21 protein-coding genes are annotated in these 26,012 nt (G+C 37.8%); all 21 read left to right on the forward strand.

The features are described from left to right. Positions 1–30: 30 nt before the first annotated feature. Positions 31–804: a ribonuclease HII gene (locus Y7E_RS0110650; RefSeq protein WP_017151247.1), complete on the forward strand. Its 774-nt coding sequence runs from the start codon at positions 31–33 to the stop codon at positions 802–804. 186 nt (positions 805–990) lie between these two features. After that, positions 991–2,151 carry an ADP-forming succinate--CoA ligase subunit beta gene (gene sucC, locus Y7E_RS0110655; RefSeq protein ID WP_016115965.1) on the forward strand — a complete coding sequence of 387 codons (1,161 nt, stop codon included), beginning with the start codon at positions 991–993 and terminating at the stop codon, positions 2,149–2,151. Positions 2,152–2,170: 19 nt separating this feature from the next. Next, positions 2,171–3,073 carry a succinate--CoA ligase subunit alpha gene (gene sucD, locus Y7E_RS0110660; RefSeq protein WP_017151248.1) on the forward strand — a complete coding sequence of 301 codons (903 nt, stop codon included), beginning with the start codon at positions 2,171–2,173 and terminating at the stop codon, positions 3,071–3,073. 88 nt (positions 3,074–3,161) lie between these two features. Then, positions 3,162–4,031, forward strand: a complete 870-nt coding sequence (gene dprA, locus Y7E_RS0110665) for a DNA-processing protein DprA (protein WP_017151249.1) — start codon at positions 3,162–3,164, stop codon at positions 4,029–4,031. A gap of 144 nt (positions 4,032–4,175) precedes the next feature. Then, complete coding sequence (gene topA, locus Y7E_RS0110670) at positions 4,176–6,254, forward strand: type I DNA topoisomerase (RefSeq protein WP_017151250.1); 2,079 nt, start codon at positions 4,176–4,178, stop codon at positions 6,252–6,254. Positions 6,255–6,305: 51 nt separating this feature from the next. Beyond that, a complete protein-coding gene (gene trmFO / locus Y7E_RS0110675) occupies positions 6,306–7,610 on the forward strand; it encodes an FADH(2)-oxidizing methylenetetrahydrofolate--tRNA-(uracil(54)-C(5))-methyltransferase TrmFO (protein ID WP_017151251.1) in 1,305 nt (434 codons plus the stop codon). A gap of 65 nt (positions 7,611–7,675) precedes the next feature. Beyond that, the gene (xerC, locus tag Y7E_RS0110680) at positions 7,676–8,575 is read left to right on the forward strand and encodes a tyrosine recombinase XerC (protein ID WP_017151252.1); all 900 of its coding nucleotides are present in this window, start codon (positions 7,676–7,678) and stop codon (positions 8,573–8,575) included. Positions 8,576–8,617: 42 nt separating this feature from the next. Then, positions 8,618–9,160: an ATP-dependent protease proteolytic subunit HslV gene (gene hslV / locus Y7E_RS0110685; RefSeq protein WP_003199482.1), complete on the forward strand. Its 543-nt coding sequence runs from the start codon at positions 8,618–8,620 to the stop codon at positions 9,158–9,160. A 22-nt stretch (positions 9,161–9,182) separates the two neighbouring features. Further along, entirely contained in the window at positions 9,183–10,574 is a 1,392-nt protein-coding gene (gene hslU, locus Y7E_RS0110690; RefSeq protein ID WP_017151253.1) for an ATP-dependent protease ATPase subunit HslU, read from the forward strand. Between the two features lie 77 nt (positions 10,575–10,651). Further along, positions 10,652–11,431: a GTP-sensing pleiotropic transcriptional regulator CodY gene (gene codY, locus Y7E_RS0110695; RefSeq protein WP_000421288.1), complete on the forward strand. Its 780-nt coding sequence runs from the start codon at positions 10,652–10,654 to the stop codon at positions 11,429–11,431. A gap of 362 nt (positions 11,432–11,793) precedes the next feature. Continuing rightward, positions 11,794–12,495: a 30S ribosomal protein S2 gene (gene rpsB, locus Y7E_RS0110700; RefSeq protein WP_012094919.1), complete on the forward strand. Its 702-nt coding sequence runs from the start codon at positions 11,794–11,796 to the stop codon at positions 12,493–12,495. 82 nt (positions 12,496–12,577) lie between these two features. After that, positions 12,578–13,465: a translation elongation factor Ts gene (tsf, locus tag Y7E_RS0110705; protein WP_017151254.1), complete on the forward strand. Its 888-nt coding sequence runs from the start codon at positions 12,578–12,580 to the stop codon at positions 13,463–13,465. Between the two features lie 66 nt (positions 13,466–13,531). Beyond that, on the forward strand, positions 13,532–14,254 hold the full coding sequence (gene pyrH / locus Y7E_RS0110710; protein WP_017151255.1) for a UMP kinase: 723 nt from the start codon (positions 13,532–13,534) through the stop codon (positions 14,252–14,254). 2 nt (positions 14,255–14,256) lie between these two features. After that, positions 14,257–14,814: a ribosome recycling factor gene (gene frr / locus Y7E_RS0110715; RefSeq protein ID WP_017151256.1), complete on the forward strand. Its 558-nt coding sequence runs from the start codon at positions 14,257–14,259 to the stop codon at positions 14,812–14,814. Between the two features lie 85 nt (positions 14,815–14,899). Beyond that, positions 14,900–15,676: an isoprenyl transferase gene (gene uppS / locus Y7E_RS0110720; protein WP_017151257.1), complete on the forward strand. Its 777-nt coding sequence runs from the start codon at positions 14,900–14,902 to the stop codon at positions 15,674–15,676. A 17-nt stretch (positions 15,677–15,693) separates the two neighbouring features. Further along, entirely contained in the window at positions 15,694–16,485 is a 792-nt protein-coding gene (locus Y7E_RS0110725; RefSeq protein WP_017151258.1) for a phosphatidate cytidylyltransferase, read from the forward strand. Between the two features lie 20 nt (positions 16,486–16,505). Then, positions 16,506–17,648, forward strand: a complete 1,143-nt coding sequence (gene dxr, locus Y7E_RS0110730; protein ID WP_017151259.1) for a 1-deoxy-D-xylulose-5-phosphate reductoisomerase — start codon at positions 16,506–16,508, stop codon at positions 17,646–17,648. A 17-nt stretch (positions 17,649–17,665) separates the two neighbouring features. After that, positions 17,666–18,922, forward strand: a complete 1,257-nt coding sequence (rseP, locus tag Y7E_RS0110735) for an RIP metalloprotease RseP (RefSeq protein ID WP_017151260.1) — start codon at positions 17,666–17,668, stop codon at positions 18,920–18,922. 152 nt (positions 18,923–19,074) lie between these two features. Further along, positions 19,075–20,775: a proline--tRNA ligase gene (locus Y7E_RS0110740; RefSeq protein ID WP_017151261.1), complete on the forward strand. Its 1,701-nt coding sequence runs from the start codon at positions 19,075–19,077 to the stop codon at positions 20,773–20,775. 128 nt (positions 20,776–20,903) lie between these two features. After that, complete coding sequence (locus tag Y7E_RS0110745) at positions 20,904–25,205, forward strand: PolC-type DNA polymerase III (protein WP_017151262.1); 4,302 nt, start codon at positions 20,904–20,906, stop codon at positions 25,203–25,205. 333 nt (positions 25,206–25,538) lie between these two features. Continuing rightward, complete coding sequence (gene rimP, locus Y7E_RS0110750; RefSeq protein WP_017151263.1) at positions 25,539–26,009, forward strand: ribosome maturation factor RimP; 471 nt, start codon at positions 25,539–25,541, stop codon at positions 26,007–26,009. The last annotated feature ends 3 nt before the right edge of the window (positions 26,010–26,012 follow it).

Below are 26,012 nucleotides of genomic sequence, written 5' to 3' on the forward strand. Positions count from 1 at the left end.
GGTTATTTTTAAAAAAGGAGTGTACACAAAATGCAAAAATTAACAATTCAAGAAGTAGAGTGTTTATTGCAAGAAATTTTGGCCGAAGAAGATGAACGCTTTCAAATGTTAATAAAAGATGAGCGAAAAGGCGTTGAAAAGTTAATTGTGAAATGGCATAAACAGAAAGAGCAGGCGCAAAAAGAAAGAGAGCAATTTTTAGAGATGTCTAGATATGAACAAGCATTACGTGGACAGGGACTATTATATATTGCTGGAATTGATGAAGTAGGAAGGGGGCCGTTAGCTGGGCCTGTTGTTACAGCTGCTGTTGTCCTTCCAAAAGATTTCTATATACCAGGGCTAAATGACTCTAAAAAGCTAAGTGAAGCGAAACGTGAGCGTTTCTATGATGAAATTAAAGAAAAAGCAGTAGCAATTGGTGTTGGAATTGTATCGCCGCAGGTTATTGATGAGATAAATATTTATCAAGCAACGAAACGAGCAATGTTAGATGCAATTGCAAATTTATCATGTACACCAGAGCATTTATTAATTGATGCAATGAAACTTCCTACCCAAATTCCGCAAACGTCCATTATTAAAGGAGATGCAAAAAGTATTTCTATCTCAGCTGCATCTATTATTGCGAAAGTCACGCGTGATCGTATGATGAAGGAACTAGGTAAGGAACATCCTGAATATGGTTTTGAACAGCACATGGGTTATGGAACAAAGCGACATTTACAAGCGATTGAGACGTATGGCGTATTAGAAGAACACCGAAAAACATTTGCACCAATTAAAGATATGATTCAAAAATAAGCTGTGAATCCACAGCTTATTTTTTTATTTTCGCATATTAACATTACTATTTTCAAAAAAGAATAAAGCGATTTCAGTTTTCTGACACTTTATTGTAGACAGCGTGGCAATCATTTTATACAATGGCAATGTAGTGTTTTTTAAACATTAAAAAACTTTTTGAGGAAAACAGGGGAGGATGGGACCATGAATATCCATGAGTATCAAGGTAAGGCAGTCCTTAGAAGCTATGGGGTTAGCGTTCCGAACGGGAAGGTTGCCTTTACAGTAGAAGAAGCTGTAGAAGCAGCGAAAGAATTAGGAACAGATGTATGTGTAGTAAAAGCGCAAATTCACGCTGGTGGACGCGGCAAAGCTGGTGGTGTAAAAGTTGCGAAAAATTTAGAAGAAGTTCGTACATATGCGGAAAGTATTTTAGGTACTACGCTTGTTACGCATCAAACAGGTCCTGAAGGTAAGGAAGTAAAACGCTTACTTATCGAAGAAGGTTGCGATATTAAAAAAGAATATTATGTAGGTCTAGTTTTAGACCGTGCGACTTCTCAAGTTGTTCTAATGGCTTCTGAAGAAGGTGGAACAGAAATTGAAGAAGTAGCAGAAAAAACACCAGAAAAAATCTTTAAAGAATATATTGATCCAGCAGTAGGTCTGCAAGGCTTCCAAGCACGCCGCATTGCATTTAACATCAATATTCCAAAAGAGCTTGTTGGACAAGCAGTGAAGTTTATGATGGGCTTATATCGTGCTTATATCGAAAAAGATTGTTCTATTGCAGAAATCAACCCACTTGTTACAACAGGTGACGGGAAAGTTATGGCATTAGATGCAAAATTAAACTTCGATTCTAATGCATTATATCGTCATAAAGATATTTTAGAACTTCGTGATCTTGAAGAAGAAGATCCAAAGGAAATCGAAGCATCTAAATATGACTTAAACTATATTCCTTTAGATGGAAATATTGGTTGTATGGTTAATGGCGCAGGATTAGCAATGGCAACAATGGATATCATTAAACATTACCATGGTGATCCGGCTAACTTCTTAGATGTTGGTGGCGGTGCTACAGCTGAAAAAGTTACAGAAGCGTTCAAAATTATCCTTTCTGACAAAAATGTAAAAGGTATTTTCGTTAACATTTTTGGTGGCATTATGAAATGTGATGTAATCGCAGAAGGTGTTATTGAAGCAACGAAACAAGTAGGCCTTGAATTACCACTTGTTGTTCGTCTTGAAGGTACAAATGTAGAATTAGGTAAGAAGATTTTAAATGAGTCTGGTTTAAATATCGTTGCAGCAGAATCTATGGCAGACGGTGCACAAAAAATTGTATCACTAGTGGGCTAATAGAAAGCGGGGGAGAAAAATGAGTGTATTAGTTAATAAAGATACAAAAGTTATTGTACAAGGTATTACTGGTTCACAAGGTTTATTCCATACAAAACAAATGATTGAATATGGTACGAAAATTGTCGGTGGTGTAACACCTGGTAAAGGCGGCACTGAAATTGAAGGCGTACCTGTCTTTAATACAGTAGAAGATGCTGTAAAAGCAACGGGCGCAAACGCTTCAGTTGTGTACGTTCCACCTGCTTTTGCGGCTGATGCAATTATGGAAGCTGTTGATGCAGAGATTGACTTAGTAGTATGTATTACAGAAGGAATCCCTGTATTAGATATGGTTAAAGTTAAGAAATATATGGCAGGTAAACAAACACGTTTACTTGGACCAAACTGTCCGGGTGTAATTACACCTGATGAATGTAAGATTGGTATTATGCCAGGATATATTCATAAAAAAGGTCATGTAGGTATTGTATCTCGATCTGGTACATTAACATATGAAGCTGTACATCAATTAACACAAGAAGGCATCGGTCAATCAACTGCTGTAGGTATCGGTGGTGACCCTGTTAATGGTACAGACTTTATTGATGCGTTAAAAGCGTTTAATGAAGATGAGGAAACACATGCCGTTATTATGATTGGCGAAATTGGCGGAACAGCAGAAGAAGAAGCTGCTGAGTGGGTAAAAGCAAATATGACAAAACCTGTTGTTGGGTTTATCGGTGGTCAAACAGCGCCTGCAGGGAAACGTATGGGCCATGCTGGTGCCATTATTTCTGGCGGAAAAGGTACAGCTGCTGAAAAAATTAAAACAATGGAAGCTTGTGGTATCAAAGTTGCTGAAACGCCAGCTGTTATGGGTGAAACTTTAATCTCTGTTTTAAAAGAAAAGGGATTATTTGAAACTTGTAAAAACTATTAATCTTTTTGAAAGACACCTTCATGCTAGAGGGTGTCTTTTTACATTTTTTCTGTTTACATAATAAAAATTATGGGTAAGGAGAATGGTTATGAAAAAGGAACGATTGCTCCATCTTCATTATGTGTTAGCGGATCATTGGAAAGCATTAGCTCGCTTACTGCATATGGATCCAGAGATCAAGAAACTGTGTAGTTTTAGCTCGGTGGAATTCGAAAAATATGCTGGGTTAACTCCAAAAAAATCTTCTGAATTAGTTAGCTTCTTACAAACATATACCCCATCACAATGTACACGTCATTTAGAAAAAAATCGTATTTTTCACGTCACAATATGGGATGATGATTATCCGGAATTATTACGTGAAATACCAGATCCGCCTTTCGTTTTATATGGAAAAGGAAAGAGAGAATTATTAGGAAAAATAAATAAAATTGCAGTAGTTGGAACAAGAAAACCTTCTTTATATGGGAAAGGAAGCATACAATCTATTTTACAACCGCTAATAGATAAAGAATGGTTAATTGTAAGCGGCTTTGCAAGTGGAATTGATACGATTGCTCACCAAATCGCAGTGCAGCAACATAGTTCCACTATTGCTGTCTTAGGGCATGGCCTACAGTATATGTATCCGAAAGAAAATGGTCATTTTTATAAAATGTGGGATAATAATGTACTGTTATTAACAGAATATCCACCTCATTACCCTCCTAAAAAATGGTATTTCCCGAAGCGAAATCGAATTATAAGTGGTCTTTGTAAAGGGGTTTTAGTAGTGGAAGCAAAATCAAAAAGCGGCTCGCTTATTACAGCAGATCTCGCTTTAGAACAAAATAGAGAGGTATTTGCTCTTCCAGGTCCTATTTTTACGGAAAGTGCAGCAGGAACAAATCAACTCATAAAGCAAGGGGCAAAACTTGTTCAGAAAGCAGAGGATATTCTCGAAGAATTTTTAAATTAACCTTATATTTTTATGTTTTTATTAAACAATTATTGACAAATGGTAGATTGGCACTGTATGTTATACTCATTCTTGATTGACAAAAACAAGAGAAATCAATAAGATTAATGAAGACTTGAATCCACCTCTTAAGGAGGCACTAGCATGTCAGATTACCTCGTAATCGTGGAGTCGCCTTCTAAGGCGAAAACCATTGAGAAATATTTAGGGAAAAAATACAAAGTCGTCGCGTCTATGGGACATGTTCGCGATTTACCTAAAAGCCAAATGGGGATAGAAGTAAAGAACAACTTCACCCCGAAGTATATTACCATTCGTGGTAAAGGTCCTGTTTTAAAAGATTTAAAATCAGCAGCAAAAAAAGCAAAAAAAGTTTATCTCGCAGCCGATCCAGACCGCGAAGGAGAAGCGATTGCTTGGCATTTAGCGAATACGTTAAATGTAGATGTTGAATCAGATTGCCGGGTTGTATTTAATGAAATTACAAAAGATGCAATTAAAGAGTCATTTAAACATCCTCGTGCAATTAATATGGATTTAGTAGACGCGCAACAAGCAAGACGAATACTTGATCGCCTTGTTGGTTATAATATTAGTCCTTTATTATGGAAGAAAGTCAAAAAAGGATTAAGTGCAGGACGTGTACAATCTGTAGCGGTTCGTTTAATTATTGATCGTGAAAAAGAAATTCAAAGCTTTATTCCGGAAGAGTTCTGGACAATTAAAACAGAATTTGTAAAAGGAAAAGACACATTTGAAGCATCTTTTTACGGTGTAAACGGAGAAAAGGTTCAATTAACAAATGAAGCGCAAGTAAAAGACATAATTGAAACAATGAAAGACAATGCGTTTTCAGTTGAAAATGTAACGAAAAAAGAGCGAAAACGTAATCCTGCATTACCATTTACAACGTCTTCTTTACAGCAAGAAGCTGCACGTAAATTAAATATGCGAGCGAAGAAAACAATGATGCTTGCACAGCAGCTATACGAAGGAATAGATATTGGTAAACAGGGAACTGTAGGTCTTATTACGTATATGAGAACAGACTCAACGCGTATTTCAGAAACAGCTCAAGAAGAAGCACGTTCTTACATTACTGAAGCGTTTGGTTCGGAATACATAGGAACAGAGAAGAAGAAGGAAACGAAAAAAGCAAATGCACAAGACGCGCATGAGGCAATTCGTCCAACTTCTGTGATGAGAAAGCCAGAGGAGCTGAAAAGTTTCTTAAGTCGTGATCAACATCGTTTATACAAATTGATTTGGGAGCGATTTGTTGCAAGTCAAATGGCATCTGCTATAATGGATACTGTTACAGCTAGACTCATTAATAATAACGTTCAATTCCGTGCAAGTGGCTCAGTAGTGAAATTTCCAGGGTTTATGAAAGTTTATGTAGAATCGAAAGATGATGGTGCGGAAGAAAAAGATAAAATGCTGCCTCCTTTAGAAATAGGAGAGACCGTATTTTCAAAAGATGTGGAGCCAAAGCAGCACTTTACGCAGCCACCACCACGTTATACAGAGGCCCGTTTAGTTAGGACACTTGAAGAGCTTGGAATTGGGAGACCGTCTACTTACGTACCGACACTTGAAACGATTCAAAAGCGAGGGTATGTTGCATTAGACAATAAACGCTTTGTTCCTACTGAACTTGGAGAAATTGTAATTGAACTTATTTTAGAGTTTTTCCCAGAAATTATTAACATTGAATTTACGGCCAATATGGAGCAAAACCTTGATGAAGTAGAAGAGGGGAAAGCAAATTGGGTAAAAATTGTTGATGATTTCTACGTAGGCTTTGAACCCCGCTTAGAAAAAGCGGAAAAGGAGATGCGTGAAGTCGAGATTAAAGATGAGCCAGCTGGGGAAGATTGTGAATTATGTGGTCACCCAATGGTCTTTAAAATGGGCAAATACGGGAAGTTTATGGCTTGTTCTAATTTCCCTGATTGTCGTAATACAAAACCGATTGTGAAAGAAATCGGTGTAACTTGTCCGAAATGTGATAAAGGACAAATTATTGAACGCCGAAGCAATAAAAAGAAACGTCTTTTCTATGGATGTGGCACGTATCCAGAATGCGACTTTGTATCTTGGGATAAACCGATTGGTCGGAAGTGTCCGAAATGTGAAGGCATGCTCGTAGAGAAGAAGTTGAAAAAAGGCGTTCAGGTACAATGTATTTCTTGTGATTATGAAGAAGAACAACAAATGTGAGCGTAACTGCTCACATTTTTTTCGGGATAGAAAAGGAAAGGTGATAAATACATGACAACACAAGTAGTAAACGTCATTGGTGCAGGTCTTGCAGGAAGTGAAGCAGCTTACCAAATTGCAAAACGTGGTGTCCAAGTAAAATTATATGAAATGAGACCAGTAAGACAAACGCCGGCTCATCATACAGATAAATTTGCTGAGTTAGTATGTAGTAACTCACTTCGTGCAAATACATTAACAAACGCTGTTGGGGTTATTAAAGAAGAAATGCGCCGAATGGACTCTGTTATTATTCGTGCAGCTGATGAGTGTTCTGTACCAGCAGGAGGAGCTTTAGCTGTAGACCGTCATGAGTTCGCAGCAAAGGTAACTGAATATGTGAAGAATCATCCGAACGTAACTGTAATGAATGAAGAGATTACAGAAATCCCAGAAGGACCAACTGTTATTGCAACAGGTCCACTTACATCTCCAAATCTTTCTGCACAGCTAAAAGAGTTAACGGGTGAAGATTATTTTTATTTCTATGATGCAGCTGCACCAATTGTGGAAAAAGACAGCATCGATATGAACAAAGTATATTTAAAATCTCGTTATGATAAGGGCGAAGCGGCATATTTAAACTGCCCAATGACAGAAGAAGAGTTCGACCGTTTTTATGATGCTTTAATTGCTGCAGAGACAGTGCCATTAAAAGAATTTGAGAAAGAAGTATTCTTTGAAGGATGTATGCCTGTAGAAGTAATGGCAAGCCGTGGTAGACAGACATTGTTATTTGGACCGATGAAACCAGTGGGGCTAGAGGATCCGAAAACAGGAAAAACACCATACGCTGTTGTTCAATTACGCCAAGACGATGCAGCAGGAACGTTATACAATATTGTTGGGTTCCAAACACATTTAAAGTGGGGACCTCAAAAAGAAGTATTACAATTAATTCCTGGACTGGAAAATGCAGAAATTGTACGCTATGGTGTCATGCATCGCAATACGTTTATTAATTCACCGAAATTACTTCGTCCAACATACCAATATAAACATCGTGATGATTTATTCTTTGCGGGGCAAATGACAGGTGTTGAAGGATATGTAGAATCGGCTGCTTCAGGACTATTAGCGGGGATTAATGCAGCGCGCCTTGTAAAAGAAGAAGAGCCTGTTGTATTGCCACCAGTAACTGCAATGGGAAGTATGGCGAATTATATTACTGCAACAAACGCGAAAAACTTCCAACCGATGAATGCAAACTTTGGTTTATTTGCACCGTTAGAAAAGAAAATTAAAAAGAAACAAGAGCGAAATGAAGCATACGCAACACGCGCTTTAGAAACAATTCAAAATTTTGTAAATATTTAGTTAAATTTCTTGCAAAGGCTACTGAGTTGTGATACGATTTAGTAGCCTTTATTGAGGTGAGTTGTGTGAATGTGAAGAAATTGTTACAATTATTTGTTGGATATTTACAAATTGAAAGAAATTATTCAAAATATACAATTGCGAGTTATCAAAATGATTTAGAACATTTTGTGCAATTTATGGAGCGAGAAGGTATATCCTCTTTTTTAGATGTTACATACGTAGATGTTCGTTTGTATTTAACGACGTTACACGATGAAAAGCTAGCCCGTAAATCTGTCGCGAGAAAAGTATCAAGTTTACGAAGTTTATATCGTTTTCTGATGCGTGAAGGATATCGAGAAGATAATCCGTTTGCACTTGCGTCACTCCCCAAAAAAGAATGGTCAATCCCAAAGTTTTTGTACGTTGAAGAATTAGAGAAATTGTTTGAAGTTTCTGATACAGGAACACCACTTGGTCAAAGGAATCAAGCTTTATTAGAGCTTATGTATGCAACAGGGATCCGTGTGAGTGAATGTGTAAGTTTACAACTTGCTGATATTGATTTTTCAGTAGGGACGATTCTAGTGACGGGAAAAGGCAAAAAACAAAGGTACGTTCCATTCGGAAGTTATGCGCAAGATGCTTTAACTACTTATATAGAAAACGGGAGAAAACAGTTAGCTAAAAAAACGGAGGAACACTCTCAAATGGTGTTTTTAAATGCAAAGGGTACGCCGTTAACAGATCGAGGTGTGCGTTATATTTTAAATGAGCTCATTAAGAAAGCTTCTCTTACAATGCGAATAAGTCCGCATATGTTAAGGCATACATTTGCTACACATATGTTAGATGAAGGTGCAGATTTACGAACTGTACAGGAGTTACTGGGTCATGAAAATTTATCAACGACACAAATTTATACGCATGTTTCAAAAGAAAGATTGCGTTCTGTTTACATGAAGCATCACCCGCGGGCATAAATTGCTTTTAAAGCTATAAAAACATAAAAAGGAGTTTTTTCTATGGGAAATTTCCACGCTACAACGATATTTGCCATTCACCATAATGGAGAGTGTGCTATGGCTGGCGACGGACAAGTGACATTTGGTAATGCTGTTGTGATGAAGCATACAGCACGCAAAGTTCGAAAGCTATTTCAAGGGAAGGTGTTAGCTGGATTTGCAGGTTCCGTTGCGGATGCGTTTACTCTTTTTGAAATGTTTGAAGGGAAATTAGAAGAGTATAATGGAAACCTACAACGTGCTGCAGTTGAAATGGCGAAACAATGGCGTGGTGATAAAATGCTACGTCAATTGGAAGCGATGTTAATCGTTATGGATCAAACAACGTTACTGCTTGTTTCAGGAACAGGAGAAGTAATAGAACCGGATGATGGCATTTTAGCAATCGGTTCAGGTGGACATTATGCGCTTGCAGCTGGTCGAGCTTTAAAGCAACATGCAAGTGAACATTTAACAGCAAAAGCAATTGCGAAAGCAAGTTTAGAAATTGCTGGTGACATTTGTGTGTATACAAATCACAACATTATTGTGGAAGAATTGTAGAATCGTAAGGGAGGCATTTTATATGCATTTACATTTTACTCCGCGTCAAATTGTAGAAAAATTGGATCAATATATTATTGGTCAAAAAGATGCGAAAAAAGCGGTTGCAGTAGCACTTAGAAATCGATATCGTCGCAGTAAACTAGCAGAAGATTTACGCGATGAAATTGCTCCAAAGAACATTTTAATGATTGGACCGACAGGGGTCGGAAAGACAGAGGTAGCACGACGAATGGCGAGGCTCGTTGGGGCACCTTTTATTAAGGTTGAGGCGACGAAATTCACAGAAGTTGGATATGTCGGCCGGGATGTAGAATCTATGGTGCGTGACCTTGTAGAAACTTCAGTTCGTATTGTAAAAGAAGAAATGGTTGTAAAGGTTAAAGATAAAGCTGAGGAGCAAGCGAATCAACGGCTTGTTGAAATTTTGGTACCGAGTCCACAAAAACAATCTGGATTCAAAAATCCGTTAGAGATGTTATTTGGTGGAAATCAAAATGCGAATCAGACATCTGAAACACAAGATGACACAGAAATTGAAAAGAATCGCCGAGAAGTTGAAAAGAAACTTGCTGCCGGTTTACTTGAAGAAGAGATTGTATCGATTGAAGTGACGGAACAACAGTCTTCTATGTTCGATATGTTGCAAGGAACTGGTATGGAACAAATGGGGATGAATTTCCAAGATGCATTAGGAAGTTTTATGCCGAAAAAAACGAAAAAACGCAAACTTTCTGTAAAAGAAGCAAGAAAAGTCTTGACAAATGAGGAAGCACAGCGCTTAATTGATATGGATGAAGTTACACAAGAGGCTGTTTATCGTGCTGAACAGCTCGGGATTATTTTTATTGATGAAATTGACAAAATTGCTGGTAAGCAGTCGAATAGCGTGGACGTATCGCGTGAAGGTGTACAGCGTGACATTTTGCCAATTGTAGAAGGATCGAACGTTGCAACGAAATATGGATCGGTGAAAACAGATTATATTTTATTTATTGCGGCTGGTGCCTTCCATATGTCCAAACCGTCTGATTTGATCCCAGAACTGCAAGGGAGATTCCCAATCCGAGTGGAATTAACAAAATTATCGGTTGATGATTTTGTTAAAATTCTTGTAGAACCTGATAATGCTTTAGTGAAACAATATATAGCATTGTTAGCAACTGAGGGTATAGAAATTGAATTTTCTGACGATGCTATTCGTAAGATTGCTGAGATTGCTTATCAAGTTAATCAAGATACGGATAATATTGGAGCGAGAAGACTTCATACCATTATGGAGAAACTTCTTGAAGATTTATCGTTTGAAGCATCTGAAATTACGTTAGAGAAAATAACGATAACACCTCAATATGTAGAGGGAAAATTAGCAACGATTGCTAAAAATAAAGATGTGAGCCAGTTTATTTTGTAATAGTGTCATCAGGTGACTCGCCCTAGTTTCCAAGTGATGAAAAAATATGTGAGTAACATGTAGGAGGAACTTTAGAAATGGAATTATTAGCAAAAACGAGAAAATTAAATGCGTTATTACAGAGCGCAGCAGGAAAGCCTGTTAACTTTAGAGAAATGTCAGATACAATGTGTGAAGTAATTGAAGCAAACGTATTCGTTGTAAGTCGTCGTGGTAAATTATTAGGATATGCAATTCACCAACAAATCGAGAACGAGCGTATGAAACAAATGCTTGCAGAGCGCCAATTCCCAGAAGAGTATACACAAAGCTTATTTAATATTACAGAAACATCTTCAAACTTAGATGTAAATAGTGCATATACAGCATTCCCTGTAGAAAACAAAGAATTATTCGGTCAAGGTTTAACTACAATCGTACCAATCGTTGGTGGCGGTGAGCGTCTAGGTACACTAGTGTTAGCTCGTCTTGGTCAAGAATTCTTAGATGATGATTTAATTCTTGCTGAATACAGCTCAACTGTAGTAGGTATGGAAATCTTACGTGAAAAAGCGGAAGAAATCGAAGAAGAAGCGCGTAGTAAAGCGGTTGTTCAAATGGCAATTAGCTCGTTATCATACAGTGAGCTAGAAGCAATTGAGCACATCTTCGAAGAATTAAACGGAACAGAAGGTTTACTTGTTGCAAGTAAAATCGCTGATCGCGTTGGAATTACTCGTTCTGTAATCGTAAACGCACTTCGTAAATTAGAAAGTGCAGGAGTTATTGAGTCTCGTTCTTTAGGGATGAAAGGAACATATATTAAAGTATTAAACGACAAGTTTTTACATGAACTTGCTAAATTAAAAACAAACTAATTTTTAAGGAAAGCTCTTCTCGTATGAGGAGAGCTTTTTTTATTTTTTGAGAGATTTATTGTGATTTAACGTGCGGGAAATTTTAGTTTTCTTCATTGGACAAGGTTGCTTAAAGTAGAAAAAGAGTGGTAATACTGGAACTGAAGCAGGAGAGAAAGAAGAGTAAAATCATAATCAAAAAGAAAGTTTTACATTGTTCGCATTTTCGACTTGATTGTAATATTTCATTATGATATAGTAAGCAGTGGTGTCAGTACAAAGTACACACGTTTACTGATTTAAGTGTTGGTGCTACGCTTGTAGTTTCGCTTAGAGATGAAGTAAACGGAGGATATCAAAAACCATTTAGGAGGAACTAAATTATGTCAGTAATTTCTATGAAGCAATTGCTTGAAGCTGGTGTTCATTTCGGACATCAAACTCGTCGTTGGAACCCAAAAATGAAACGTTACATTTTCACAGAGCGTAACGGTATCTACATCATCGACTTACAAAAAACTGTGAAAAAAGTTGAAGAAGCTTTCAACGTAATGCGTAACATCGCTGCTGAAGGTGGCGACATTTTATTCGTAGGTACAAAAAAACAAGCACAAGAAGCTATTAAAGAAGAAGCAACTCGTGCTGGTATGTACTTCGTTAACCAACGTTGGTTAGGTGGAACGTTAACAAACTTCCAAACAATCCAAAAGCGTATCAAGCGTCTTAAAGACATCGAAAGAATGCAAGAAGATGGTACATTCGATGTACTTCCTAAGAAAGAAGTTGTTCAACTTAAAAAAGAGTTAGAGCGTCTTGAAAAATTCTTAGGCGGTATTAAAGATATGAAAGGTCTTCCAAGTGCATTATTCGTAGTAGACCCTCGTAAAGAGCGTATCGCAGTTGCTGAAGCACGCAAATTAAACATTCCAATCATCGGTATCGTTGATACAAACTGTGATCCAGACGAGATCGATCACGTAATCCCAGCAAACGATGATGCAATTCGTGCTGTAAAACTTCTTACATCTAAAATGGCAGACGCGATCCTTGAAGCAAAACAAGGTGAAGAAACTGTTACTGCGTAACAAATTTGGAAAGGTGATAAGGGGTTCGGCCTTTTATCACCTTTTTTAAGGTATAAATACATATTTTAGGAGGATGAAAAGTATGGCAATTACTGCACAAATGGTAAAAGAACTTCGCGAAAAAACTGGCGCAGGTATGATGGACTGCAAAAAAGCTTTAACAGAAATGAATGGCGACATGGAGAAAGCAATTGATTTCTTACGTGAAAAAGGTATTGCGAAAGCTGCGAAAAAAGCAGACCGCATTGCTGCTGAAGGTTTAACATACATCGAAACACAAGGTAACGATGCTTTAATCTTAGAATTAAACTCTGAAACTGATTTCGTTGCGAAAAACGAAGGTTTCCAAGCTTTAACAAAAGAATTAGCTGCTCACTTATTAGCTAACAAGCCTGCAACTGTTGAAGAAGCTATGACTCAAACAATTGCAAACGGTAAAACAGTAGAAGAACACATTAACGAAGCAATCGCTAAAATCGGTGAGAAACTTACACTTCGTCGTTTCGAAATCGTAACAAAAACTGATGCAGATGCATTCGGCGCTTACCTACATATGGGTGGACGTATTGGTGTAGTAACAGTTCTTGAAGGTTCTACTGATGAAGCAGCTGCTAAAGACGTAGCAATGCACGTTGCAGCAGTTAACCCTAAATACATCGACCGCGATGCTGTAACAGCTGAAGAAGTTGAGCATGAGCGTCAAGTATTAACACAACAAGCTTTAAACGAAGGCAAGCCTGAAAAAATCGTTGCTAAAATGGTTGAAGGTCGCCTAGGTAAATTCTTCGAAGAAATTTGTTTACTTGACCAAGCATTCGTTAAAAACCCTGATATGAAAGTTCGTCAGTTCGTTGAGTCTAAAGGCGGAACGGTAAAAGGATTCGTTCGCTACGCTGTTGGTGAAGGTATCGAGAAGCGTGAAGACAACTTTGCTGAAGAAGTAATGAACCAAGTAAAAGGTAACAACTAATACAGATTAGGGAACACATTGTGTTCCCTTTTTTAAAATAAAGATGCAAGCAATTGGAGGTTCATTATGAGTAAACCGAAATATAATCGTGTTGTTTTAAAGCTAAGCGGTGAAGCTTTAGCTGGTGAAAAAGGATTTGGAATTAACCCAGCTGTTATTAAATCAGTTGCAGAACAAGTGAAAGAAATTGCAGAACTTGATGTAGAGGTTGCTGTTGTTGTTGGTGGCGGTAACATTTGGCGTGGGAAAATCGGAAGCGAAATGGGCATGGATCGTGCAGGAGCGGACTACATGGGCATGTTAGCGACCGTTATGAATTCATTAGCACTTCAAGATAGTTTGGAGAACATTGGGATTCAAACACGTGTTCAAACTTCTATTGAAATGCGTCAAGTGGCAGAACCTTACATTCGTCGTAAAGCAGTTCGTCACTTAGAGAAGAAACGTGTTGTTATTTTCGCGGCAGGTACAGGTAACCCATACTTCTCTACGGATACAACTGCAGCATTACGTGCAGCGGAAATTGAAGCTGATGTTATTTTAATGGCGAAAAACAATGTAGATGGCGTATATAATGCAGATCCATCTATTGACCCAACAGCTACGAAATATGAAACACTTACTTACTTAGATGTATTAAAAGAAGGTTTAGGTGTAATGGATTCTACTGCTTCTTCTTTATGTATGGATAATGATATTCCATTAATTGTATTCTCAGTTATGGAAAAAGGTAATATTAAACGTGCCGTTTTAGGCGAAAATATTGGAACAATTGTAAGGGGGAAATAAACATGGGACAACAAGTATTAAAAACTGCAAATGAAAAAATGGAAAAAGCAGTTGCTGCTTATTCTCGTGAGTTAGCTTCAGTTCGTGCTGGTCGTGCAAGTGCGTCTGCATTAGATAAAGTACAAGTTGATTATTATGGTGCACCAACACCTGTTGTGCAATTAGCGAATATTACAGTGCCTGAAGCACGTTTACTTGTAATTCAACCGTATGATAAAACATCTATCGGTGATATTGAAAAAGCAATTTTAAAAGCTGATTTAGGATTGAATCCTTCTAACGACGGATCAGTAATTCGTATCGCATTCCCTGCATTAACAGAAGAACGTCGTAAAGACCTAGTAAAAACTGTTAAGAAATATGCTGAAGAAGCAAAAGTAGCGGTTCGTAACGTACGTCGTGATGCTAATGATGATCTTAAAAAACTTGAAAAAGCTGGCGAGATTACAGAAGACGACTTAAGAGGATATACAGAAGATATCCAAAAAGAAACAGATAAATATATTGCAAAAGTTGACGAAATCGCAAAAAACAAAGAAAAAGAAATCATGGAAGTGTAATAGCGATACCTTCGCAAATATGACCCTCTTCTTAAGGGGGTCTTTTTACACTTTTAGGCATACGTCTGCTTGTTGGAGGGTATGAATGATGTTTAAAAAGTTTCCTTTTTTTAAAGGTAAAAAGGTCACATCGTTTGATCATCTCATTGAAGAAGTGAAAAAGGGGCATATCCCAGAGCACATTGCGATCATTATGGATGGTAATGGAAGATGGGCGAAAAGAAGAGCAATGCCTCGTATTGCTGGACATCATGAAGGAATGCAAGTAGTAAAAAAGATTACGAAATTTGCTAGTAAACTTGATGTAAAAGTGCTAACTCTTTATGCTTTTTCAACTGAGAACTGGAAAAGACCGAAAAAGGAAGTCGATTATTTAATGAAGCTTCCAGAAGAATTTTTAGGTACATTTTTACCAGAATTGATTGAAGAAAATGTACAAGTCCGAGTAATTGGACAAAAAGATCGTCTTCCTACGCATACGCGCAGAGCGATGGAGAAGGCCATGGAAGATACAAAAGAGAACACGGGATTAATTCTTAATTTTGCGTTAAACTATGGAAGTCGCGATGAAATCGTTTCTGCTGTGCAACATATGATGAAAGATAACGAAGAAGGGAAAGTTCGTTCAGAAGATATAAATGAAGAAATGCTTTCTTCATACTTAATGACAAGTTCTTTACCTGACCCAGACTTGCTTATTCGTACAAGTGGGGAATTGCGTATTAGTAATTTCATGCTATGGCAAATTGCGTATTCGGAGCTTTGGTTTACAGATGTGTATTGGCCAGATTTTACCGAGGAACATTTGCTAAATGCGATTACAGACTTTCAACATAGAGGGCGCAGATTCGGAGGCGTGTAGAAAGAGAGGATTTGGTAGTGAAACAGAGAATTATTACTGGAGTGATTGCTGCCGCGCTATTCATTCCCATCGTATTTTACGGTGGCGTGCCTTTTACAGTTTTAGTGTATGTACTTGCTTCAATTGGATTATATGAATTAGTTCGTATGAACAAGCTTACACTTATTTCGGTACCAACGTTTTTAGCTGCATTATTATTATGGATTATTTTAGTTCCAAGTAATGCACTAGGATTTTTTGATTGGATTGGATTAGATAAATTAGAAATCACATTTTTGATTGTTTTATTACTTTTATCATATACAGTCCTTTCGAAGAATACATTTACTTTTGACAATGCTTCATTTTTACTTATGGCAACAACGTATGTTGCAATGGGGTTCTTATATTTAAACGAAACGAGAATAGCAGGAATCCATTATGTGTTTTATGCATTATTTGTCATTTGGGCAACTGATTCAGGCGCATATTTCATAGGAAAAGCAATTGGAAAAAGAAAATTGTGGCCAGAGATTAGTCCGAATAAAACGATAGAAGGTTCAGTAGGTGGTATTGTTTGCGGGATTGTCGTTGCTTTTGTATACAATATGTTTTTCACAGTTCAAGGAAATGTTGGAATGTTAATTGTTGTTACAATCGCAATCTCTATTTTTGGACAAATTGGTGATTTAGTACAATCTGCATTTAAACGTCATTACGGTGTGAAAGATTCAGGTACAATCTTACCTGGACACGGTGGAATATTAGATCGAACAGATAGTTGGTTGTTCGTATTACCAATTTTACATTTCTTACATTTCATTTCATAATAAAACGAGGGGTTGGAGTTATGAAAAACATTAGTTTATTAGGTGCAAGCGGGTCAATTGGAACGCAAACTTTAGATGTACTACGCTTGCATCCAGACCAATTCCGTCTCGTTGCTTTTTCTGTAGGGAAAAATATTGATTACGCACTAAAAGTCATTCAAGAATTTTCTCCTCAGCTTGTTTCTGTACAAAGAGAAGAAGATGTTGTAAGGTTACAATCCGTTTCTGGAAATACAAAAGTAGTATACGGTGACGAAGGACTATTAGAGGTAGCTCTTCACCCAGATGCAGAAGTTGTAATCAATGCTGTTGTAGGTAGCGTAGGATTGTTACCTACACTTCGTGCAATTGAGGCGAAAAAGACAATTGGAATTGCGAATAAAGAAACATTAGTAACTGCGGGACATATTGTAATGGAAGCTGCACGCAAACATAATGTGCCGTTACTTCCAGTAGATAGTGAGCATTCGGCTATTTTTCAATGTTTGAATGGAGAAAATGAAAAGCGAATTTCCCGCTTAATTATCACTGCTTCAGGTGGAAGTTTCCGTGATAAAAAGAGAGATGAATTATATCATGTGACTGTGGAAGATGCGCTTCGTCATCCTAACTGGTCAATGGGTTCGAAAATTACAATTGATTCTGCTACAATGATGAATAAGGGGCTGGAAGTGATTGAAGCACATTGGCTTTTCGGCATACCTTATGAGCAAATCGATGTTGTTTTACATAAAGAAAGCATTATTCATTCTATGGTTGAATTTGAAGATCGTAGTGTAATGGCACAGCTCGGCTCACCAGATATGCGTGTACCAATTCAATATGCACTTACATATCCTGACAGGTTGCCTCTCTCTGATACAAAACAGTTAAATCTATGGGAAATTGGAACACTGCATTTTGAACAAATGAATCAAGAGCGTTTCCGTTGCCTGCGTTTTGCGTATGAAGCTGGAAAGATGGGCGGGAGCATGCCAGCTGTAATGAATGCGGCAAATGAAGTAGCTGTAGCAGCCTTTTTACAAAAGAAAATTGGTTTCTTAACAGTAGAAGACCTCATTGAAAAAGCAATGCACCATCACAATGTCATTGCACGTCCGAGCTTAGAGGAAATTCAGGAAATTGATGCAGCCACAAGACGATTTGTGATGGAACAAATTTAGCAAAGGTGGTTATGGGATTGAATACAGCGATTGCCTTTATATTAATTTTCGGTGCACTCGTATTTTTCCATGAGCTAGGGCATCTATATTTCGCAAAAAGAGCAGGTATTTTATGCCGCGAGTTTGCAATTGGTTTTGGACCAAAAATATTTTCATTTGAAAAGAATGAAACGGTTTATACAGTTCGGCTACTACCTCTTGGAGGCTATGTTAGAATGGCTGGCGAGGATGCAGAAACGGTTGAATTAAAACCGGGAAAAAAAGTTGGACTTGTGTTAAATGAAAACGAAGAGGTTATGAAATTAGTTTTAGACGGGCGCGAAAAGTATCCAAATGTTCGCGTGATTGAAGTAGAACAAGCTGATTTAGAACATCATCTCACGATTTCTGGTTACGAAGAGTATGAAGAGGAATTGCAAACATTCCGCGTAAACGAAAAAGCTCGTATTGTGTCAGCGGGAGAAGAAATACAAATTGCACCGTTTAACAGACAATTTGGTTCTAAAACGTTAGGACAGCGAGCATTAACAATCTTTGCAGGTCCTGCTATGAACTTCATTCTTGCATTTGTTATTTTTGTTATCATCGGATTGGTACAAGGCATTCCAGTTGATAAGCCGATGATTGGTAAAGTAATGAAGGGTAGTGTTGCAGAACAAGCAGGATTGAAACAAGCTGATACGATTCAAGCAATCGATGGGAAAGATACGAGTTCATGGAAAGATGTTGTAACGATTGTACGAGAAAACCCAAATAAGGAAATTACGCTTCATGTACAACGTGATAGCGAGAAATTTAATGTGAAAGTAACGCCAACTGCTGATACAGAAGGTAAAGAAAAGGTTGGTAGAATTGGTGTATACTCTCCTGTAGAAAAATCTATCTTTGGCTCTATTAAATCAGGATTTGAGCAGACGTATACTTGGACAAAATTAATTTTTGATTCCTTAGTAAAATTAGTGACGGGTCAGTTTTCTATTAATGATTTATCAGGTCCGGTAGGGATTTATAATTTAACAGACCAAGTAGTAGATTATGGTGTCATTCGTGTTCTTAGTTTGGCAGCTGTTTTAAGTATAAATCTTGGTTTATTTAACTTATTACCGGTTCCCGCTCTTGATGGAGGACGCTTGTTCTTCTTCTTAATTGAAGCTTTACGAGGGAAACCAATAGATCGTCAAAAAGAAGGAATGGTTCACTTTATTGGTTTTGCGTTATTAATGTTACTTATGTTAGTTGTAACGTGGAATGACATTCGGAAGTTTTTCTTGTAAAATAAAGTGAAACTTGTAGTAAGTGTGAATTTCACAATATTTTTTGTGGATAGTGAATGAAATGAATAGAGCTCTGAGAGTTGTAATCCCTCACCTAATTTGAGGTGGGGGGTTTTACTGCGTATTAGAGTAAAATAAAGAGGTGCGAATAGATGAAACAAAGTATGGTATTTAGTCCTACATTACGTGAAGTGCCAGCAGATGCTGAGATTAAAAGTCATCAATTGCTACTTCGTGCAGGATTTATGCGTCAAAATGCTTCTGGTATTTATAGCTTTTTACCACTTGGGCTAAAGGTGTTGCATAAAGTGGAGCGTATTGTTCGAGAAGAAATGGAGCGTGCAGGGGCTGTAGAATTATTAATGCCAGCATTACAAGCGGCTGAATTATGGCAAGAATCAGGTCGCTGGTATTCTTACGGTTCTGAATTAATGCGTATGAAAGATCGTAACGATCGTGAGTTTGCATTAGGAGCAACGCATGAAGAAGTTATTACTGATCTTGTCCGTGATGAGATTAAGTCTTACAAAAAATTGCCTTTAACACTATATCAAATTCAAACAAAATTCCGTGATGAGCAACGACCACGTTTTGGTTTATTACGTGGAAGAGAGTTTTTAATGAAAGATGCCTATTCTTTCCATGCAACACAAGAAAGTTTAGATGAAGTTTATAGCCGTTTATATCAAGCCTATTCTAATATCTTTGCTCGTTGTGGTTTGAATTTCCGTGCGGTTATTGCTGATTCTGGAGCAATGGGTGGTAAAGATACACATGAATTTATGGCGTTATCTGATGTAGGGGAAGATACAATTGCGTACTCTGATACATCTGATTATGCAGCGAATATTGAAATGGCTCCTGTTGTTGCTTCTTATACAAAGAGCGATGAAGCAGAAAAAGCACTTGAAAAAGTAGCAACGCCAGACCAAAAGGCAATTGAAGAAGTATCTGCATTTTTAAACATTGAAGCAGCTAATTGTATTAAATCTATGGTATTTAAAGTAGATGAGAAATTTGTTGTTGTACTTGTTCGTGGAGACCACGAAGTAAATGATGTAAAAGTGAAGAACGTATATGGTGCTTCAGTTGTTGAGCTTGCTTCACATGAAGAGGTAAGAAGTCTATTAAATTGTGAAGTAGGTTCTTTAGGTCCAATTGGTGTAACAGGTGATGTTGAAGTAATCGCTGACCATGCTGTAGCAGCAATTGTAAATGGTTGCTGTGGTGCAAATGAAGAAGGATTCCATTATGTAAATGTAAATCCAGAGCGTGACTTCAAAGTAAGTCAATATACAGATTTACGTTTCATTCAAGAAGGAGATCAATCTCCAGATGGAAATGGGACAATTCGTTTTGCTCGTGGTATCGAAGTTGGACATGTATTTAAATTAGGTACACGTTATAGCGAAGCAATGAATGCAACGTTCTTAGACGAGAATGGAAAAACGAAGCCACTTATCATGGGATGCTACGGCATTGGGGTATCTCGTACAGTTGCAGCAATTGCAGAGCAATTTAACGATGAGAATGGTCTAGTTTGGCCAAAAGCTGTTGCGCCATTCCATGTACATGTAATTCCAGTAAATATGAAATCTGACGCACAGCGCGAAGTGGGCGAAACGATCTACAATTCATTACAAGAACAAGGTTATGAAGTATTGTTAGATGATCGTGCAGAACGTGCAGGTGTTAAATTTGCTGATGCAGACTTATTCGGTCTTCCAGTTCGAGTAACAGTGGGGAAAAAAGCTGATGAAGGCATCGTTGAAGTAAAAGTCCGTGCTACAAATGAATCTACAGAAGTAAAAGTAGAAGAACTTCATGCATACATTGCTAATATTTTAAAATAAGAAGAGGTACCTCCAGGTGAGGTACCTTCTCTTTCTTTGTAGAGTAAGCTTTTTAGTAAAGAAGTAAGAAACCTTCTTTGCCGAACGGAACATTTCAATTTATAATAGCAAATGGAAGGAGGTTGCTTATGTCGTTAACAAATGAACAACAAGAGCGATTTCAAATTTTGCTCCAGCAGTTGCAAATGCCTGAAGACCTTATAAATCAATATTTACAAGGTGGTGGCATACAAAGACTAGTTGTCGATAAAGCAAATAAAAGTTGGCATTTTGATTTACAAGTACCACGTATTTTACCAATAGAATTATATGAATTGCTTGAAACACAGCTTAAGCAGTCATTTTCGCATATTGCAAAAACGTCATTTGCACTAGAAACAGAGAATAAACAATTTACGGAAGAAGAGGTCAAGGCATATTGGCCACTTTGTACAGAGCGAATTACTTTTTCGCCTATGTTTGCGTATTTAAAAAAGCAACTTCCTCATGTAAACGGAGTGAAGTTGTTACTTGATGTGAATAATGAATTAGAATCTACAGCATTAAAGAAAAATCTTGCGAAGCCAGTCGGTGATCAATATGAAGTTTTCGGATTTCCACGTTTCCAGCTGGAAACAAATATAAAGCAAAACGAAGAGGAAGTTCAAAAATTTCGGGAACAAACACAGCAAGAGGATCGTCAGCGTGTTATACAAGCTATGGAAGAGATGGCTAAGAAGCAAGCCGAAGAAAGCGACATTGTACACGAAGGGCCGATTGTGCTCGGGTATCTTATTAAGCCTGATGAAGAAATCACACCGATGCGAGAAATTCAAGATGAAGAAAGGCGAAAAACCGTCCAGGGTTATGTCTTCCATGTGGAAACAAAAGAACTCCGTAGTGGACGTACGTTATTAACTTTAAAAATAACGGACTATACGGATTCCATTATGATTAAGATGTTCTCGCGTGATAAAGAGGACCTTCCGCTTCTGCAATCATTGAAAAAAGGAATGTGGGTAAAAGCGCGAGGTTCAGTTCAAAATGATACGTTTGTCCGTGATTTAGTCATGATTGCGAACGATATTAATGAAATAACAGGACCTTCTCGTAAAGATAAAGCACCTGAAGGAGAAAAACGAGTAGAGCTACATTTGCATACACCAATGAGTCAAATGGATGCTGTTACATCAGTATCTAATCTCGTTGCACAAGCTGGAAAATGGGGACATGAAGCGATTGCGGTTACAGACCATGCAGTTGCACAGTCTTTCCCAGAAGCGTATTCTGCTGGTAAAAAAGCAGGTGTAAAAGTCATTTACGGTGTAGAAGCCAACTTAGTAAATGACGGTGTTCCTATTGCTTACAATGAAGAACATCGACTACTTGCAGATGAAACATATGTTGTTTTTGACGTCGAAACGACAGGGTTATCGGCTGTATATGATACGGTTATCGAATTAGCAGCAGTAAAAGTCAAAGGTGGCGAAATTATTGATCGCTTTGAATCGTTTGCGAACCCGCATCAACCGTTATCAGCGACGATTATTGAGTTGACAGGTATTACAGATGATATGTTGACGGATGCACCAGAGGTAGACGAAGTATTTAAAAGGTTTGAGAAATGGATTGGCGACCATACATTGGTTGCCCATAATGCAAGCTTTGATATGGGATTCTTAAATGTTGGATTTAAGAAATGTGGATTAGACAAGCCGAAAAATCCAGTTATTGATACATTGGAGTTAGCTAGATTCTTATTCCCAGAGATGAAGAACCACCGCTTAAATACGATGTGTAAAAAGCTCGACATTGAATTAACACAACATCACCGTGCAATTTATGATACAGAAGCAACGGGATATTTACTTGTGAAAATGTTAAAAGATGTGATTGAAAAAGGTTTTGAATATCACGATCAATTAAATGACAGCATGGGACAAGGAGATGCGTATAAACGTGGACGTCCAAGTCATACGACACTACTTGCAACATCAGATGTTGGTTTGAAAAATTTATATAAGCTTGTTTCATATTCTCATTTGAATTATTTTTACCGTGTACCACGGGTACCACGTTCTTTATTAAAAAAGTATCGCGAAGGTATATTAGTTGGTACAGCTTGTGATAAAGGTGAAGTATTTGAAGCGATGATGCAAAAGGCCCCTGAAGAGGTAGAAGAGATTGCGCAGTTCTATGATTACATTGAGGTTATGCCTCCAGAAGTGTTGCGTCATTTAGTGGAGCTTGAACTTGTGCGAGATGAAGGACAACTAAAAACGATCATTTCTAATTTAGTAAAATTAGGTGAAACGTTAGACAAACCTGTTGTTGCTACAGGGAATGTACATTATCTGAATCCAGAAGATGCAATGTATCGCAAAATTTTAGTAAGTTCACAAGGCGGGGCGAATCCATTAAATCGTCATTCATTACCGCCCGTATATTTCCGGACAACAGATGAAATGCTAGATTGCTTCTCGTTCTTAGGAGAAGAGAAGGCGAAAGAAATTGTTGTGACAAATACACAAAAGATCGCATCATTGATTGGTGACGTTCATCCAGTAAAAGATGACCTATACACACCGAAAATTGAAGGTGCAGACGATGAAACGCGTGACATGAGTTACAAAATGGCACGTAGCATTTATGGAGAAGAACTACCAGAAATCGTAGAAGCCCGTTTGGAAAAAGAATTAAAAAGTATTATTGGACATGGATTTGCCGTTATTTATTTGATTTCGCATAAGCTCGTGAAAAAATCATTAGTAGATGGCTATCTTGTAGGTTCGCGTGGATCGGTAGGGTCATCATTTGTTGCGACAATGATGGAGATTACGGAAGTAAACCCATTACCACCACATTATGTATGTCCAAAGTGTAAGCAGTCAGAGTTCTTTAATGATGGTTCTGTAGGTTCTGGTTTTGATTTACCGGATAAAGATTGTCCAACATGTAACACTCCATATGTAAAAGATGGACATGATATTCCGTTTGAAACGTTCCTTGGTTTTAAAGGAGATAAGGTACCGGATATCGATTTGAATTTCTCTGGAGAATACCAACCACGTGCTCATAACTATACGAAAGTGCTGTTCGGTGAGGACTATGTATATCGCGCTGGAACAATCGGTACAGTTGCAGAGAAAACAGCTTACGGTTATGTAAAAGGTTATGCGTCTGACCATAATTTAACCATTCGAAATGCTGAGGTTGATCGTCTTGTTGCTGGTTGTACAGGTGTAAAACGTACAACGGGGCAGCATCCAGGTGGTATTATCGTTGTGCCAGACTACATGGATATTTTTGATTTTTCACCAATTCAATTCCCTGCCGATTCAGTAGGCGCGGAGTGGAGAACGACACACTTTGATTTTCATTCTATTCATGATAATTTGTTGAAACTAGATATACTAGGGCACGATGATCCAACCGTTATTCGTATGCTACAAGATTTAAGCGGCGTAGATCCGAAAACAATACCGACAGATGATCCAGAAGTAATGAAAATCTTCTCTGGTCCAGAATCATTAGGTGTAACAGAAGAACAAATTAATTGTAAAACAGGTACACTCGGTATTCCAGAGTTTGGAACGAAATTCGTAAGACAGATGTTAGAAGAAACAAAGCCAACGACATTCTCAGAGCTTGTCCAAATTTCTGGACTATCCCATGGTACAGACGTATGGCTTGGTAATGCTAACGAACTGATTTATAACGGTACATGTACACTAAGCGAAGTTATCGGTTGTCGTGATGATATTATGGTCTACCTGATTTATCAAGGATTGGATCCATCCTTAGCGTTTAAAATCATGGAATCGGTGCGTAAAGGTAAAGGTGTACCGGAAGAGTGGGAAGAGGAAATGCGTAATAACAATGTACCTGGTTGGTATATTGATTCTTGTAAAAAGATTAAGTACATGTTCCCTAAGGCCCATGCGGCTGCTTATGTACTTATGGCTGTGCGTATCGCTTATTTCAAAGTGCATTTTGCACTCTTATTCTACGCAGCATACTTTACAGTACGTGCAGATGATTTTGATGTAGATGCGATGGTGAAAGGCTCAGCATCAATTCGTGCAAGAGTTGATGAAATTGCGCAAAAAGGATTGGATGCTTCTCCGAAAGAGAAAAGTTTACTCACAGTGTTAGAAATGACACTTGAAATGTGTGAGCGTGGTTACTCATTCCAAAAGGTTGATTTATATCGTTCACATGCAACTGACTTTATTATTGATGGAGATACGTTAATCCCTCCATTTAATGCAATACCTGGTCTTGGTACAAATGCCGCATTAAGTATTGTGGCGGCACGCGAAAACGGCGAGTTTTTATCGAAGGAAGACTTGCAGCAGCGCAGTAAGATTTCTAAAACAATTATTGAGTATTTAGATAGTCAAGGTTGTTTAGGCGACTTGCCAGATCAAAACCAATTGTCGCTGTTCTAGAGGTAGGAAAAGTCTTTGCAAATCGCTATTTGCTATGTTATACTATTAACCGAGATAACCATGTCATGTATATTTTGCAAAAAAAAGAGTGGGGAAACCCACTCTTTCGTGTTACTATCTATGTTTTATCTACGTATGTAGGTGAGACATTTCTGTCCTATATACATATTTTGTTACAAGTTTTACTTCTTAAATTTGGTAATACTAAGACAGATATTCCCTGCTTAACGGCAGGGGCTTTTGTTAGCTAACAAGAAAGAATAAGATAGGTCGTTATAAATGAGGCGGATCTTTTCTTTCAAATGGTACATGGCGGCAGGAAGGAGGCTGTTTATGGATAAGAAAGTCACAGAAGTTGTTGAAGCACTTGCGCAGCCGATTGTTGAAGAGTTAAATCTTGAACTTGTAGATGTAGAATATGTGAAAGAAGGAAAAGACTGGTTCCTACGCGTATTCATCGATTCTGAAACAGGAGTAGACATTGAAGAATGCGGTGCGGTAAGTGAACGTTTAAGCGAAGCTTTAGATAAAGAGGATCCAATTCCTCATCTTTACTTTTTGGATGTATCATCTCCTGGAGCAGAACGCCCATTAAAGAAAGAAAAAGACTTCCAGCAAGCGGTAGGAAAGCAAGTGGCAATTAAAACATATGAGCCGATTGATGGTGAAAAGATGTTTGAAGGAAAGCTACTTTCCTATGATGGTACAACAATTACACTACTATTAACAATTAAAACACGTAAAAAAGAAATCCAAATTCCAATGGACAAAGTTGCGAATGCGCGACTTGCTGTTACGTTTTAGTAA

The sequence above is a fragment of the Bacillus bingmayongensis genome, assembly GCF_000299035.1.
GTDB lineage: Bacteria > Bacillota > Bacilli > Bacillales > Bacillaceae_G > Bacillus_A > Bacillus_A bingmayongensis.